We start from the raw sequence: 14,585 nt of genomic DNA, 5'->3' as shown, positions 1-14,585 counted from the left end.
CGAAACTAGAACTGCTGGAACGCTTCTGCGTTCGGTCGAGATGCTCTTCGAGCAGATCGACCTTTGCGAGTCGGTTTTCGGGTAACCACTCGCTCAGGCGAGGGGTGTGCGGTTCCGCCGCCCCTCGCCTTCCTCATTTCTTCGGCGCTCAGACGCTGGCGCCCCGGCGCGGGATCTCGTGCCAGAGATCCACACTCTCGTCGCCGTCGTCGCCGGCAGAGCGGCCGACGACGGTGACCGCCACATCTTCGTGGGTCGACGCGCGGATGTACACCCGCTCCGAGGTCGCGCCGCCGAGGATGACGGCGAGCTCCCGCCGGATGCGGAGGAGATCGGCTTCGCTCACGCCATCGAGGCCACCCTCATCGAGCACGGTCACGGCGGCGCCGCGACGCCGCGCGTCAGCCAGCCGCTCGCGCACGACATCATCGAGGAGGGCAGGGCCCCGGAGATCGTCGCGGAGAGTCCCCTCGGCGATCCGCGCCTGGACGCGTTCGTCCTCGCTGAGCCCGCCGTCCGACTCGATCGTGCGGACGAGCACGGGTCCGGCAACCGAGAGCGCCCGCTGAATGTGCGTCCGACGCTCGCGCCGCGTGCCCTCTTGCGAGGCGAGCCACTCCGAGGCCGCACGCTCCAACTCGGTCAGTTCGGCGGTATCCCGCGCGGCGCGCTCGACCAACCAGGTCAGCAACTGGGCAACCCCCACCCACAGCACGGCTCCGACGAGCCCGAAGGCCAAAGCATCCACAAGTCCGATCCAGGCCGTCGCGGAGACGGCCAGAAGCACGATCCCCGTCCACGCCGCCCACGGCCGACGGCGCACCATGACGATCGACATCAACGCGCCGATGGCCCCGAGGCTCCAGGTCGCGAAACCCTCCAGGCGCGCGCTCTCCCCCGCTGCCAACCAGGTGGCCGACGGAATGACGGCAGCGACCAAGACGCTCAGCGCCGCGGCCCACACGGGAAGCACCGAGCGGCGCCCCAGCCCACCGATGACCGCGTGTGCCACCTCCCCCGCGGGACGTCGAACATTCCAGAACGTGCACAACCACGTGGTCAGCAGGTAGAGGACGACCGCCGCGACGAGGAGCCAGGGATGCCTCGGCGGCGTGGTCCACAAGAGCGCCCCGACCGCCAGATACGTGGTGAATGCGACCGCGAGAGCCGTCAGCACGGAGCGGATCGCGACCGTCATCGCGCGTGCTCCCACGCGAGGGTGACAATCGTTCCCGTCCCATCACTGTGCACCCGCGCCCGCCCGCCGACCGCGGCGGTGCGCGCGACGATCGATCCACGGATGCCGAGACGGTCATCGGGCACCGAGGACGGATCGAACCCGCCCCCGGAGTCGGAGATCCGGATGCGGACGCCGGCCCGGTCGGCGATCACGTCTCCGCGCAGGCCGGTCGCCGTGGCGTGCTGCACGGAGTTCGCGAGCGCCTGCATGGCTGCCAGCACGAGGGCGCGCGCGACGCGGCCCGGCACGGCGGGGGAGGCCGCATCCACGGCGGAGTCGATGACGATCTCGACTCCCAGGTCTGACGCAGCCGACTCGATGCCCCGAACGATCACGTCGGGGCTCACGGGCTCATCCGACCCTTCCGCGGGGTCTTGGTCGGCGTTGGCCAATCGGGTGAGCGCATCGCGCGACATCGAGACGGCCAACGTCCGCTCTCGCTCGCTCCGCGCGCGCTCCGCGGCGATCAGCGCCGCGAGCACGCTGTCGTGCATGAGCGCGGCCACGGCGACCCGCTCCTGCTCGGTGGCATCGGCGGCGGCGGCCGCGGCGTACGAGGCGATGGCATCGCGCCGCGCACCGTCGATGCCCACGGAGACCGAGCGCAGCATCCATCCGATCGCCATGAGCACGCTGGCCAGGATGATCGCGAAGACGACGTCCAGGGCCACGCGGGTGAGGTGCTCGACCGCGAATCCGAGTTGCACGGCGCGCACAAGGCCGTACATCAGGGGGATGCCGATCGCCCACGCCACCTGCGCCGAGAGGCGGAACGTCATCGCGGCGGCGACCGTAGCGACGTTGATGAGATACCAGATCCAGGGCTGACCGAACGCTTCCGTTTCTCGCCCGGCCGTCGCGAGCGGCCAGACGAGAAGGACCAGGGGGAACACCACGGCGAAGACCGTGGAGGTGGTCCGGGTCAAGAATCCCCCGAAGAGCGCGAGGATCATCGCCGTCAGCGGCACGAACACGACCACGAGGAGGGGGCCGTGCCACCGAGGGTCTTCCTGCACCGACCCGAGTGCGTTGAGGAATGACTGCCCGCCCAGGACGGTCGAACCGATCGCGACGACGAGGGCGAGGATGCGCTCGACTCGGCGCTCGGTGAAACGCTCCGCACCCGACGAGATGTCGCCGAGCGGACGGCGCACCGCGGGATCGACCGCGATGGCGGGGGCGTCAGCGGCCACTCGCGCCGCTCGCTTCTCCGGCGACCAGGCCGTCCTCCATCGCACGCCGGAGGAGGTCCACCTTCGTCGGTGCGGGACGCCCCACCTCGACGTACTTGACCCGCACGCGCGTGATGTTCTCTTTCGCTGTCGAGTACGCAACACCGAGGCGGTCGGCGACGAGCTTCAGCGGGAGCCCGGCGGCGTAGAGACGGAGGACGTCCCGCTCACGTGCCGAGAGTTGCGCGTCGGCGAACGCGCGATCGCCCTCCACGGCGCTGGCCCATTCGACGTTGTCGAGGGGCTCTCCGGCGGCGACCGTGGCGATCGCCGAGATCACATCGTCGATGCGCGAGGCCTTGCTCACGACGCCGGCTGCGCCCGCCGTCAATGCTTCCCGGACGGCGGCAGGCCGGTCGGCGACGCTGTGGATGATGACCTGGGATCCGTCGCGAACGATCCGCCCGACGTTCTCCGTCACGGTCGTGCCGTCGCCCAAAGTGAGGTCGAGGACGACGACGTCCGCCGGCACTTCCCGTGAGAACGTGCGCCAATCGAGGTATGCCCGCACGGTACTGCCCGAGTAGACCACCTGGTGGATGCCGGAGCGCGCACACGCGGCTTCCAGCCCCAGGCGCACCGACTCGTGATCGTCGATCAGCGCCACCCGTGTCATCAGGCCAGCCTATCCAGGCCCACCCCGGGAGATCACCGAGAGAGGACGGCGACGGTCTCGATGTGGTGCGAGTTCGGGAAGAGGTCGAGCGCGTCGATCCGCTCGGGCCGATAGCCGAACGAGGCGAATGTCGCGATGTCGCGAGCGAGCGCGACCGGGTCGCACGCGACGTAGACGACGGATGCCGGCGCGATGCCCGCGATGTGCTCGACGACCTCGCGCCCTGCCCCCGCCCGCGGCGGATCCAGCAGCACGACGCCGCGGCGCAGCCGACCACGCTCCCGCGGACTGGCGCTGGCGGCCTGCGCCGCCAACCAGCGGTCGACCCGGCCGGTCTCGGCGCGAGCGCCGACCCACTCGGCGAGATTGTCTCCCGCGTGCTCGGTGGCCCGCGCGTCGGATTCGACCGAGGTGACCTGCGCGCTCGCGCCGGCCAGTTCCGCCAACGTCGCGGCGAACAGGCCGACACCGCCGTAGAGATCGAGGTGCTGCGCTTCGGGGTCGATTCGGTCATCGCCCGAGAACGCGGCGCGGACGACCGAGGTCAGCGCCTCCGCCGCAAGGCGGTGCACCTGCCAGAAACCACCGGCATCCACCCGGAACGCGCGGCCACCGACGATCTCGGTCACGATCTCGTGCGCGGTCGGGTCGACCCGAGGGCGCGGCGGGCGGGGTGCCGAGCGTGCACCTCTGCTCCGAGCGGGGCGGGGAGCGCGCGGGATCTCGGGCCGGAGGATCACTCGCACGCTGCCGTCTGCGGGCTGGACCAGGTCGATGCGCCCGGGCTCGAAGCCCTCGAGACCCCGTGCGACGTCCTCGATCTCGCGGGTCGCCAGCGGCAGATCGGTTACCGGGATCACCCGATGGCTGCGCGCCGCGAACGGGCCGATATGGCCGGACTCATCCACGTGCAGGCTCACCCGGGTGCGCCACTGCGTACCATCCGGGGTCTCTCCGTCGAGTCCACGCATCGTGACGTGGGGCTCGTCGATCCCTCCGAATCTCCGGAGCGCGTCTTCGAGCACGCGCTGCTTGAGCGCGCGCTGGTGGCCGAGCTCGATATGGCCGAGATCGGCGCCACCGGGACGCTCCTCCGGGGGCGTGTCGATGTCGGCAGCCCCCCAGACGTGCGGCTGGCGGTGCGGCGATGCGTCGAGCACCTCGACCGCTTCGGCCCGCCAGAAGGATGCTTTGCCGACATCGGTCAGCCGCACCCGCATCCGCTCCCCGGGAATCGCGTCGGGCACGAACACGACACGGTTCTCGTGGCGGGCGACGAAGACGCCACCGTGGGCGACATCCGTGATGTCGAGGTCGAGGAGGTCTCCGGGCTGCATCCCTCCACGCTAGTGCGCGCACGCCTACGCTGGAACGCATGCGCGTGTGCCTGGCCTCCACCTCCCCCGCCCGCCTGATGTTGTTGCGCAGCGCCGGCATCGAACCGCTCACCCGGGCGCCACAGGTGGATGAAGAAGCGGTCATCGCCGCCGTGGAGGCGCATGAGGGGCGCGCCCTCGCACCGGACGAGCACGTGTTGCTGCTGGCCCGCCGGAAGGCCGCCGACGTCGCCGCCACGATCGCCGTGGAGGATCCCTCCTTCGACGGGATCGTCATCGGTGGAGACTCGATGTTCGAGCTCGACGGGGAGATCCTCGGCAAGCCTCACGTTCCGGAGGTCGCCGCTGCGCGCTGGCGCGCGATGCGCGGACGCACCGGCATCCTGCACTCCGGCCACAGTGTCTTCCGGCTGCGCCCGGGTGCAGAGCCACGCGAGGCGCACGCGGTCGCTGCGGCATCCGTCAGCTTCATCGCCGACATCACCGACACCGAGATCGACGCCTACGTCGCCTCCGGCGAACCCCTCCAGGTCGCGGGAGCGTTCACCGTCGACAGCCTCGGCGGGGCCTTCATCGACCGTGTCGAAGGCGACCCCTCGACGGTCGTCGGGATGTCGCTGTCGACCGTGCGGCGCTTGGTCGGCGACCTCGGCCTCGTGTGGACCGATATGTGGAACGTTCCCGCGCACTAGAGGGTCCCCTACACGATTTCGGGGCGATCTTGTGCGAGTGATCCAAAGGGGACCACCCCTCTCTGAGTAGGCTGGCACCCATGCCTCTCCCCTCCGATGCGTCCGGCGTGCGTACTCCGATGACCAAAGTGCTCGTCGCGAACCGCGGCGAGATCGCCGTGCGCGTGATCCGCGCCGCGCGCGATTCCGGCAAGGGGTCGGTCGCGGTCTACGCGGATCAGGATCGCGACGCGATGCACACCGGACTCGCCGACGAGGCCTACGCGCTCGACGGCTCCACGAGCGCCGACACCTACCTCTCGATCGAGAAGATCCTCTCGATCGCCCGGCGCTCGGGGGCGGACGCCATCCACCCGGGCTACGGGTTCCTCGCGGAGAACGCCGATTTCGCGCGCGCGGTGATCGGAGCGGGCCTCATCTGGATCGGCCCATCGCCCGACGCGATCGACGCGCTCGGCGACAAGGTCACCGCGCGTCACGTCGCCGAGAAGGTCGGCGCGCCGCTCGCGCCCGGCACTCCCGGCCCCGTCTCCGGTGCCGACGAGGTCATCGCTTTTGCCGAGGAGCACGGGCTGCCGATCGCGATCAAGGCGGCGTACGGCGGCGGCGGACGAGGCCTCAAGGTCGCCCGCGAGTTCGACGAGATCGCCGAGCAGTTCGAGTCTGCGACCAGAGAAGCCATCGCCGCGTTCGGTCGCGGAGAGTGTTTCGTCGAGAAGTACCTCGACAAGCCCCGGCACGTCGAGACCCAGTGCTTGGCGGATGCCGCCGGCAACGTCGTGGTGATCTCCACCCGCGACTGCTCGCTGCAGCGCCGCCACCAGAAGCTCGTCGAAGAGGCTCCGGCACCGTTTCTGACCGACCAGCAGAACCGCACGCTGTACGAATCGTCCAAGGCGATCCTCCGTGAGGTCGGCTATGTCGGCGCGGGCACGTGCGAGTTCCTCATCGGCGCCGACGGGACGATCTCCTTCCTCGAGGTCAACACCCGACTGCAGGTCGAGCACCCGGTGTCGGAAGAGGTCACCGGAATCGACCTGGTGCGCGAGCAGTTCCGCCTCGCCGAGGGCGGCACGCTCGACTACGACGACCCCGCACCGGTCGGGCACTCTTTCGAGTTCCGCATCAACGGCGAAGACCCGGGGCGGGGCTTCCTGCCGCAGCCGGGCCGCATCCACCAATTCAAGACGTTCGGTGGCCCCGGCATCCGCCTCGACTCGGGCGTCACCGCGGGCGACAGCGTCTCGGGCGCGTTCGATTCGCTTCTGGGCAAGATCATCGTGACCGGCCGCGACCGCGCCGAAGCGCTCGAGCGCTCTCGTCGGGCGCTGGACGAGTTCGAGGTCGCCGGCATGCCGACGGTGCTCCCCTTCCACCGCAAGGTCGTCACCGACCCCGCCTTCACCGCGGAGAACGGCGATTTCGGCGTCTTCACACGCTGGATCGAAACCGAGTTCGTGAACGACATTCCGCCGTGGGACGGCGAACTCGAGTCGCCGGATGATCCGGAGCCGCGCCACACGGTCGTCGTCGAAGTGTCCGGCAAACGTCTCGAGGTGAGCCTGCCCGACCGCATCGTGCACGCCCCCGTCAAGGTCGGCCGGCCCGCCGCGGTGCCCCCGTCGCGTCGGTCGCACGCCGTCGCCGTTTCGGCCGGCGCCTCGGGCGATGCCGTCAAGTCCCCCATGCAGGCGACGATCGTCAAGCTCGCGGTCGAGGAGGGACAGCAGGTCGTCAAGGGCGACCTCGTCGTCGTCCTCGAGGCGATGAAGATGGAGCAGCCGCTGCAGGCACACAAGGACGGTGTCGTCGGCGCGATCGATGCGGCGCCCGGCACGACCGTCTCGGCCGGTCACCAGCTACTCACGATCTCCTGACGTGAACCGCCGCCTGGTCGCTGTCGCCGCGGGGACTCTCCTCGCCCTCGGACTCGCCGGATGCACCGGCGGACCGACCGAAGCCGACCGCTCCGCCTGGTCGGGCTGGTTCACCGAGGTCAGCAGCGCCGGGTCCGGCAACAGCGTCGGCGGGCAGGTGACCGACTCGAGCGCGGCGAGTGCGACCCGGATCGACTTCGCCGAGCCGGCGACGTTCACCTCCGTCGAACTGCGGTGCATCGGCAGCGACCGCGCCGCTTTCACGCTCACCTACACGGGAGCAGACACCACCCTCACACTGTCGCAGGACATCGTCTGCCATGGCGGAGAGCCCCTCACCCCGATCGCGGTTCCCGCGCAGGTCGGCGCCCTCACGGCGTTCGCCGCGGCGGCGACGTCGGCGCAGGCCGAGGGCTACTGGGTCGCCACCCTCCAGCCCTGATCCCGGAGGTGCTCCGGCGGGGCGTCAGGCGACGGTGTCCTCGTCGGTCGTGACCTGGTGCATCGCACGCGTCGCGTCGGTGATCGAGCCGGTCAGCGACGGGTAGACCGCGAACACGCGCGAGATCTGATCGACCGTGAGTCGGCGCTCGACGGCGATCGCGATCGGGTAGATCAACTCGGAAGCGCGCGGCGCGACGATCACGCCGCCGATCACCGTGCCCGATCCTTCCCGGGCGATGATCTTCACGAATCCATCCTTGACGCCCATCATCTTCGCGCGCGGATTCGCCGCCAGCGGCAGCTTGTGCACGTACCCGTTGATCGCACCGGATTCGAGGTCTTTCTCTTGACGTCCGACGGTGGCGATCTCAGGAGCGGTGAAGATGTTGGCGGTAATCCGGCGGCGCTCCAGCGGGATCACGGTGTCGCCGAGCGCGTGGAAGACCGCCGTGCGCCCCTGCATCGACGCGACGGATGCCAGGGGTACGAAGGTCGTGCAGTCCCCCGCGGCGTAGATGTTCGGCACCGACGTCCGGGCGACGCGGTTGACCTGAATGTGACCCGAGTCGGTGAGCTGGATGCCGGCGGCCTCCAGGCCGATCCCCGCAGTGTTGGGGATCGACCCCACGGCCATGAGGCAATGGCTGCCTTCGACCGTTCGACCGTCCGACAGTGTGACGATGACGCCCTCCCCCGACCGCTCCACCCGCTCGGCACGTGAGCGCGAGAGCACGGTCATGCCGCCGCGCGTGAAGACCTTCTCGAGGACGGCAGCCGCATCCCGGTCTTCACCGGGAAGAACCTGGTCACGGCTCGAAATCAGCGTGACTTTCGCGCCGAGGTTCATGTACGCCGATGCGAACTCGGCGCCCGTAACGCCCGAGCCGACGACGATGAGGTGCTCCGGAAGCGCCCGCATGTCGTAGAGCTGGGTCCAGGTGAGGATCCGTTCGCCGTCCGGCCGCGAGCTCGGCAGCTCCCGCGGCGATGCACCGACCGAGACGACGAGAGTGTCCGCCTCGATGCGATCGAAGTCCGTTCCGCCGGGGCCGGTCGACACGACGATCGAGTTGCGGTCTTCCAGCCGGCCGTGGCCGGAGATGATCCGCACTCCGGCGTCGACGAGCTGGGCGCGCATGTCGTCGGACTGCTGCCGCGCGAGCGAGAGCAGGCGCCGGTTGACGGCGGCGAGGTTGATGGCGATCTCGGGCTTCATCGGACGACCGCTGTCCGACTTCGCGAACAGTTGCACCCCGAGGTCTTCGGCTTCGGCGATCGCGACGGCGGCATCCGCCGTGGCGATGAGACTCTTCGACGGGACGACGTCGGTCATGACCGCTGCGCCGCCGACACCCGCACGCTCGACGAGGGTGACCTCGGCGCCCAGTTGCGCGGCAGCGAGTGCCGCTTCGTATCCGCCGGGACCGCCGCCGAGCACGGCGACGCTCTGGTTACTGACGAAGCTGGGGGACATTCCTCCATTCTCTCAGGCACGGCACACGCCGACGTGACCAGTGGCCCCGGATGCCGTCTCCTTCATAGAGTGGGACCCATGTCCGACACGATCACCCACCCCCTCGACGACCCGACCGCCGATCCGTTCGCCGTCGCCGCCGATGCCGCTGCCGATATCGCCCGCCTGACCGGGGTGGAGCGGCACGACATCGCTCTCACTCTCGGCAGCGGATGGGGCAAGGCCGCCGACCTCATCGGCGAGACGACCGCCACTCTCGCCGCCACCGACGTCACCGGTTTCAGCTCGCCCGCGCTCGCGGGTCACGTGGGGTCGATCCGCAGCATCCTCACCCCGTCGGGCAAGCGGGTGCTCGTCATCGGGGCCCGCACGCACTACTACGAGGGGCACGGCGTGCGCCGGGTCGTTCACAGTGTGCGGACGGCCGCGGCGACCGGCGCGCAGACGATGGTGCTGACCAACGGCGCCGGCGGCATCAAGCCGACGTGGACCCCCGGACAGCCCGTGCTGATCAGCGACCACATCAACCTCACCGGCGACTCGCCGTTGGAGGGCGCGACGTTCATCGACCTGACCGATCTCTACTCGACGCGCCTCCGCGACCTGGCGCGCCGCGTCGACCCGTCGCTCGACGAGGGCGTCTACTGCCAGTTCCGTGGACCGCAGTACGAAACGCCCGCCGAAGTGCGGATGGCGAAGACCATCGGCGGACACATCGTCGGCATGTCGACCGCGCTCGAGGCGATCGCGGCGCGTCAGGCCGGCATGGAGATCCTGGGATTCTCGCTCATCACGAACATGGCAGCCGGCATCCAGACCACCCCCCTCAGCCACGCCGAGGTGATCGAGGCAGGCCAGACCGCGGAGCCCGTGATCTCGGCGCTGCTCGCGCGCGTGATTGGTCAGCTGTGAGCACCGTCGCGGCCGCGCACGCGTGGCTCGCGCAAGACCCGGACCCGGTCACCCGCGCGGAACTGTCCGCGGTGATCGCCCGGGCTGAAAGCGGGGATGCTGCCGCTCTCGCCGACCTCGACGACCGCTTCGACGGCCGGCTGGCGTTCGGCACGGCGGGACTCCGTGGACGCCTCGGCGCCGGCAGCAACCGGATGAACCGCGTGCTGGTCGGTCAGGCCGCGGCCGGATTCGCCGGGTACCTCCGCGAGAAGGCGGCCTCCGGCGCGGTTCCCACGGTCGTGATCGGCTACGACGGCCGGCGCAACTCGGATGTGTTCGCGCGGGACAGTGCCGAACTCTTCGCCGGCGCGGGACTCCGGGCGATCCTGCTCCCCCGACTTCTGCCGACGCCGGTACTCGCCTTCGCGGTCCGCCACCTGGGCGCGGCGGCGGGCGTGATGGTCACGGCATCCCATAACCCTCCCGACGACAACGGGTACAAGGTCTACCTCGGGGGCGCCGACGAAGGCTCGCAGATCGTCTCTCCCGCCGACGGTGAGATCGCCGCGCACATCCAGCGGGTGGCCGATGCCGCTGACCTCGGCGCGCTCCCCCGTTCAGAGGCGTATGAGATCGCCGATGAATCGGTGATCGAGGCCTACATCTCCCAGACCGCGACGGTCGCCCCGGCGCCCGCGGGCGCTGCCGGGATGCGCTGGGTCTACACCGCGATGCACGGCGTGGGCTATGAGACGCTCGTCCGGATTCTGGAGACGGCTGGGTACCCGCTGCCGACCGTCGTCGAGGCTCAGATCGAGCCGGATGGCCGCTTCCCGACGGTCGCATTCCCGAACCCGGAGGAGCCCGGCGCGATGGACCTCGCGTTCGAGACGGCCCGGGTAGCCGGCGCCGAGTTCCTCCTGGCCAACGATCCGGATGCGGACCGGCTCGCCGTCGCCATTCCCGAACCCGCGGCAGACGGGGGCTGGCGCCGACTCACCGGCAACGAGGTGGGATTGCTGCTCGGCTGGCGCGCCGCGGAGCGCGCCACGGGAGGATCGCTCGCGTGTTCGCTCGTCTCCTCGCCGGGCCTGCAGGCGGTCGCCGAGCACTACGGCCTCGACTTCCATGCGACTCTCACCGGGTTCAAGTGGATCTCGCGCGCCCCCGGACTCGTCTACGGCTTCGAGGAGGCGCTCGGCTACCTCGTCAACCCGGGAACCGTGCGGGACAAGGACGGCATCTCGGCGGCGATCGCGATGCTCGGGATGATCGCCGAGGCGCGGGAACAGGGCGAAACCCTCGCCGATGTCATCACGCGCTTCCACGACACATTCGGTGCGTTCGCGAGCGGCCAGGTCTCGATCCGAGTCGATGACGTCGCCGTGATCGGCACGATCATGGCGGCCCTGCGGGCAGAGGCTCCGGCATCCATCGGTGACGTCGCCGTCGAGCGGGTCGAGGACCTCCTGGTCCCATCCGATGATGTGCCGCCGAGCGACGTGCTGCGGCTGTGGCTGACGGACGGATCGCGCGTGATCGTGCGCCCGAGCGGCACCGAGCCCAAGCTGAAGGTGTATCTCGATGTCCGCGGCGACACGCCCGCCGATGCCGCCGCGCGCGTCGCGGCGCTCGACGCGGGGGCCCGGGCTCTGCTGGCCGCCGCGCAGGCCTGACTCAGCCCGGTCGGGCTCGCCGGCAGGTCCGGCGCCCTCCGCCGCCGAGCTCCTCCGGCCCGCGGTCCCCCTCGGCCCGCGGTCCCCCTCCCGCAGTGGTTCCCCGGCCGCCCTCCCCGGCCGCCCTCCCCGGCCGCCCTCCCCCGGCCGCCCTCCCCCGGCCGCCCTCCCCCGGGGTCCTCCGCCCCGCGGTCCATATTCAGTCCGCCCGCAGGGCCGACCGCGCGACAGCCGCGCGACTCCGGGGCGGGACCGCGCGGCCGCGGCCGTCCAGACTGAATACGGACCGAGGAGTGCCGGCGGCCGAGCGCACGGTGAGCCGGTGCCGGTGGCGGTCGTGCCCGGGCGAGGGTTCCGAGCCGCCCCGCGCGAATGTGTCGATTACAGGACTTTCGCACGCCGAGGTCCCTGTCGATCGCGGTTTTCCGCGGGTGACGTCGCAGGCGGTGCCAGTTCGTCCTGTACACGGGACGGCGAGCGGCCTCGCCTCGGCGGCATAGGCTCGGATGCGTGCTGCTGAATGAACCCGTCGTGCTCGAGAACACCTATGTGCGGCTCGAGCCGCTGAGCCAGAGCCACGCAACAGACCTAAGGGACGCCCGCGAGGGGCTGGAGTACGCGTGGTACACCTCGGTGCCCGCCGCCGTGCCCGAAGAAATCGAGCATCGCCTCGCCGAGCACGCCGCTGGCCGCATGAACCCCTTCGCCGTCGTCCGCGACGGACGAGCCGTCGGTATGACGACCTTCTGCGGCATCGATCAGGCGAGCCCGCACGTCGAGGTCGGCTACACCTGGCTGTCACCGACGGTTCAGCGGACCTCGGTGAACACCGCCGCCAAACTTCTCCTTCTCACCCACGCGTTCGAGACCTGTGGCGCCATCGCAGTCGAGCTGCGCACACACTTCCACAACCTGCAGTCGCGCGCGGCGATCGCGCGACTCGGTGCACGCCAGGACGGCATCCTGCGCAATCACCGCCTCGGCCCCGACGGGAGCCCCCGCGACACGGTCGTCTTCTCGATCCTCCCGCACGAGTGGCCGGGCGTCCGCCGCGGGCTGGAAGCCCGGCTGGCGCGCGGCTGACCCTGCCGGCGCCGGCATCCGCACGCCCCCGGCCTCAGCCGTCGACGACCGCCACGAGCTCGTCGAGGAACGCAGTGAAGGTCGTTCCACGGCGCAGGATGCGGTGGACACTCTCCCGCTCGCTGAACACCTCCACGAGCTGCTCGAACACCGTCTGGAACGCTTCCCGGTCGGACTCGGAGAAGGCCACCATCGCCACGACCTGCACGCGCCCTTCACCCCACCGGATCGAGGACTCGGCGAGGGCGACCGCGATCGCGGTGCGCGTGGCCGTCATTCCGATCGCGTGCGGGACGGCGAGCGCGTCGGTGAATGCGGTCGACGACAGCCGCTCGCGTTCGAGCGTCCGTGTGACGTAATCGTCGTCGATGACTCCCCGGGCAACGAGCGCCGCGCCCAGCGTGCGGATGACACCATCGGCGTCGGCGTCGGCCGGCACCCCCGCGACGAACGCATTCTCGACGAAGTACCGCTCCAGTTCGCCTCGCAGGCGCGTGAGCCGGCGTCCCCGTCGCACGCGACCCGCCGCCGCCTGCACACGTTCGATGTCGTTCTCCGTCAGAAACGGCTGGATGCGCACGACTCGGTCGCCCGCGATCGGCGCATCGATCGTGGTGAGCACGAGGTCGGTATCCAACGCGTGCCAGTCGGGATCGACCCGCGTTTCGACGCCGACCACGTCGACGGCCTGCCCGAGCGAGCGGTCGATCGACGAGCGCAACAGCTCGTGGAGTTCGTAGTATCCGGGGCACACGATCGTCGCCGTCAGCACGGCGCTCGCGGCGCGGCGCCGTTCGAGTCGCCCGCCGACATGCATGGCGATGTAGGCGATCTCATCCTCGGCCAGGTCGATCCCGAGGAGTCCCCGCAGCCCGTCCGCGACGAAGACCGCAACTTCGAAGATCATCGGGTACGTCGACTTCAACGAGCGGGTGAGGGGGTTCCGTGACCACGCCTGCTCCTGCGCCCGCTGGCGGAGGTTCTGCACGTGGAGGGCGAGGCGGAGCACGAAATCCTCGTCGTCGATGTCGACGAGGAACTCGGCCGCCGCGCGCTGGACGACATCACGCACCGCGCTTTCGACGTCGGGTTCGATCCGGGACCGCATGACGGATGCCGTCTCCGCCACCCCCGGTGCCACGACGCGGCTGAGGATCAGTGCCGCGAGGTGGCGACGATCACCCGCGCCGAGACGGACATCCAAATGCTCCTGGCACAATCGGTCGAGCAAGTCGCCCACCTCGGGAGCGGATTCTGCTCCGGCGGACGCATCGGCCCCCAACGCGCGGTCGCGGGCCACGCGATCAGCGGTGATCGCGATGTGCATCATGACGTCGCCGATGCCGAATTCGTTCACGAAGTACCCGAGCGCGCCGAGGCCGGCGACGAGGTCGCTCTTGAACGGCCCGAACACGGCCGTCCCGATCGATCCTTCGCCGAGCGTTCGGCGGAGGGCGGCGAGGTCGAACGCGCCGTCCTCGGTCTCTTCGTGGGCGAGGCGGCTGAGCAACCGTCGCTGGGCCATCTCGGTCCCGCGGAGTTTGGCGAGGGATGCGGTGCGCTCGAGCGTCAGGTGCGTGCCGCCGAGCAGGGCCCGCACGCGCCCCAGGTCGCCCTCGAGGGTCGCCGGGCTGACGTGAAACTGCTCCGCGGTCGCATAGACGTCGATGCCGCCCTCGTCGGCCAGCAACGCCCGCACGAGACGGTGCAGGCGCTCGCGCGGAGTGGTGGCATCGACGGCGGAGCGCAGCGCCGCGGGGGCATCCGCGCCCGCCCGATAGCCGATCGGGCTCGACTCGACGACCGTCCCGCCGGGCACCCGGGCGTTCAGCGCCGTGACGTAACTGCGGATGCTGCGCGGAGTGACCCCGATCGCGTCGGCGAGTGCGCCCGCCGTCATCCAGTCGCCGTCTCGGGTCAACAGAGCCATGACACGGTCTTGGCGGGCTCTGCTCACCCACCCAGTCAACCATCTCGGCAGAAGACTTTCCGGTCCCGCGGAAAGAGGCCTGGTTGTCTC

The 14,585-nt window shown here is 70.3% G+C and carries 12 protein-coding genes; 6 read left to right on the top strand and 6 right to left on the bottom strand.

Annotation, left to right across the window (positions count from 1 at the left end):
- Positions 1-148: 148 nt before the first annotated feature.
- Genes Q0653_RS11735 through Q0653_RS11720 form a run of 4 tightly spaced genes read right to left on the bottom strand, consistent with a single transcriptional unit; the run spans position 149 to position 4,425 of the window.
- Entirely contained in the window at positions 149-1,198 is a 1,050-nt protein-coding gene (locus Q0653_RS11735) for a hypothetical protein (RefSeq protein ID WP_298944720.1), read from the bottom strand.
- Positions 1,195-2,433, bottom strand: coding sequence for an ATP-binding protein (locus Q0653_RS11730; protein WP_298944719.1), 1,239 nt, complete (start codon positions 2,431-2,433; stop codon positions 1,195-1,197). Before Q0653_RS11730 ends, Q0653_RS11735 begins: the two co-directional genes overlap by 4 nt.
- Positions 2,423-3,088 (bottom strand): response regulator transcription factor, encoded by a 666-nt coding sequence (locus Q0653_RS11725; RefSeq protein WP_298743367.1) that lies wholly within the window; start codon positions 3,086-3,088, stop codon positions 2,423-2,425. The genes Q0653_RS11730 and Q0653_RS11725 overlap by 11 nt, the downstream gene beginning before the upstream one ends.
- A 32-nt stretch (positions 3,089-3,120) precedes the next feature.
- On the bottom strand, positions 3,121-4,425 hold the full coding sequence (locus Q0653_RS11720; protein ID WP_298944718.1) for a TRAM domain-containing protein: 1,305 nt from the start codon (positions 4,423-4,425) through the stop codon (positions 3,121-3,123).
- Positions 4,426-4,463: 38 nt separating this feature from the next.
- Here Q0653_RS11720 and Q0653_RS11715 point away from each other — a divergent pair, with 38 nt between their 5' ends.
- The 3 genes from Q0653_RS11715 to Q0653_RS11705 all read left to right on the top strand — a co-directional run bounded on the left by Q0653_RS11715 (position 4,464) and on the right by Q0653_RS11705 (position 7,436).
- Positions 4,464-5,117, top strand: a complete 654-nt coding sequence (locus Q0653_RS11715; RefSeq protein ID WP_298944717.1) for a nucleoside triphosphate pyrophosphatase — start codon at positions 4,464-4,466, stop codon at positions 5,115-5,117.
- Positions 5,118-5,197: 80 nt separating this feature from the next.
- Positions 5,198-6,994 carry a biotin carboxylase N-terminal domain-containing protein gene (locus Q0653_RS11710; protein ID WP_298743373.1) on the top strand — a complete coding sequence of 599 codons (1,797 nt, stop codon included), beginning with the start codon at positions 5,198-5,200 and terminating at the stop codon, positions 6,992-6,994.
- Between the two features lies 1 nt (position 6,995).
- The gene (locus Q0653_RS11705; protein WP_298743375.1) at positions 6,996-7,436 is read left to right on the top strand and encodes a hypothetical protein; all 441 of its coding nucleotides are present in this window, start codon (positions 6,996-6,998) and stop codon (positions 7,434-7,436) included.
- 24 nt (positions 7,437-7,460) lie between these two features.
- Here the strand turns inward: Q0653_RS11705 and Q0653_RS11700 are convergent, their stop codons facing one another.
- A complete protein-coding gene (locus Q0653_RS11700; protein WP_298743378.1) occupies positions 7,461-8,912 on the bottom strand; it encodes an NAD(P)H-quinone dehydrogenase in 1,452 nt (483 codons plus the stop codon).
- A 78-nt stretch (positions 8,913-8,990) separates the two neighbouring features.
- On the opposite strand from Q0653_RS11700, the gene Q0653_RS11695 reads away from it, so the two are divergent.
- From Q0653_RS11695 to Q0653_RS11685, 3 genes are all read left to right on the top strand, one after another.
- Positions 8,991-9,824, top strand: coding sequence for a purine-nucleoside phosphorylase (locus tag Q0653_RS11695; RefSeq protein ID WP_298944716.1), 834 nt, complete (start codon positions 8,991-8,993; stop codon positions 9,822-9,824).
- Positions 9,821-11,482 carry a phospho-sugar mutase gene (locus tag Q0653_RS11690; protein WP_298944715.1) on the top strand — a complete coding sequence of 554 codons (1,662 nt, stop codon included), beginning with the start codon at positions 9,821-9,823 and terminating at the stop codon, positions 11,480-11,482. Before Q0653_RS11695 ends, Q0653_RS11690 begins: the two co-directional genes overlap by 4 nt.
- 510 nt (positions 11,483-11,992) lie before the next feature.
- Positions 11,993-12,565 (top strand): GNAT family protein, encoded by a 573-nt coding sequence (locus Q0653_RS11685; protein WP_298743384.1) that lies wholly within the window; start codon positions 11,993-11,995, stop codon positions 12,563-12,565.
- Positions 12,566-12,599: 34 nt separating this feature from the next.
- Here the strand turns inward: Q0653_RS11685 and Q0653_RS11680 are convergent, their stop codons facing one another.
- Entirely contained in the window at positions 12,600-14,495 is a 1,896-nt protein-coding gene (locus Q0653_RS11680; protein ID WP_298944849.1) for a PTS sugar transporter subunit IIA, read from the bottom strand.
- Positions 14,496-14,585 lie beyond the last annotated feature (90 nt).

It is taken from the genome of uncultured Microbacterium sp. (assembly GCF_947488465.1).
Taxonomy (GTDB): Bacteria; Actinomycetota; Actinomycetes; order Actinomycetales; family Microbacteriaceae; genus Microbacterium.
Note: the sequence above shows the minus strand (reverse complement) of the source record. Positions and strands in the feature narration are given on the sequence as shown.

Excerpts from the sequence above, each read along its gene's own strand:
- Q0653_RS11735 (WP_298944720.1), bottom strand. The coding sequence starts at position 1,198 with ATGACGGTCGCGATCCGCTCCGTGCTGACGGCTCTCGCGGTCGCATTC.
- Q0653_RS11725 (WP_298743367.1), bottom strand. The coding sequence starts at position 3,088 with ATGACACGGGTGGCGCTGATCGACGATCACGAGTCGGTGCGCCTGGGG.
- Q0653_RS11720 (WP_298944718.1), bottom strand. The coding sequence starts at position 4,425 with ATGCAGCCCGGAGACCTCCTCGACCTCGACATCACGGATGTCGCCCAC.
- Q0653_RS11715 (WP_298944717.1), top strand. The coding sequence starts at position 4,464 with ATGCGCGTGTGCCTGGCCTCCACCTCCCCCGCCCGCCTGATGTTGTTG.
- Q0653_RS11710 (WP_298743373.1), top strand. The coding sequence starts at position 5,198 with ATGCCTCTCCCCTCCGATGCGTCCGGCGTGCGTACTCCGATGACCAAA.
- Q0653_RS11700 (WP_298743378.1), bottom strand. The coding sequence starts at position 8,912 with ATGTCCCCCAGCTTCGTCAGTAACCAGAGCGTCGCCGTGCTCGGCGGC.
- Q0653_RS11695 (WP_298944716.1), top strand. The coding sequence starts at position 8,991 with ATGTCCGACACGATCACCCACCCCCTCGACGACCCGACCGCCGATCCG.
- Q0653_RS11680 (WP_298944849.1), bottom strand. The coding sequence starts at position 14,495 with ATGGCTCTGTTGACCCGAGACGGCGACTGGATGACGGCGGGCGCACTC.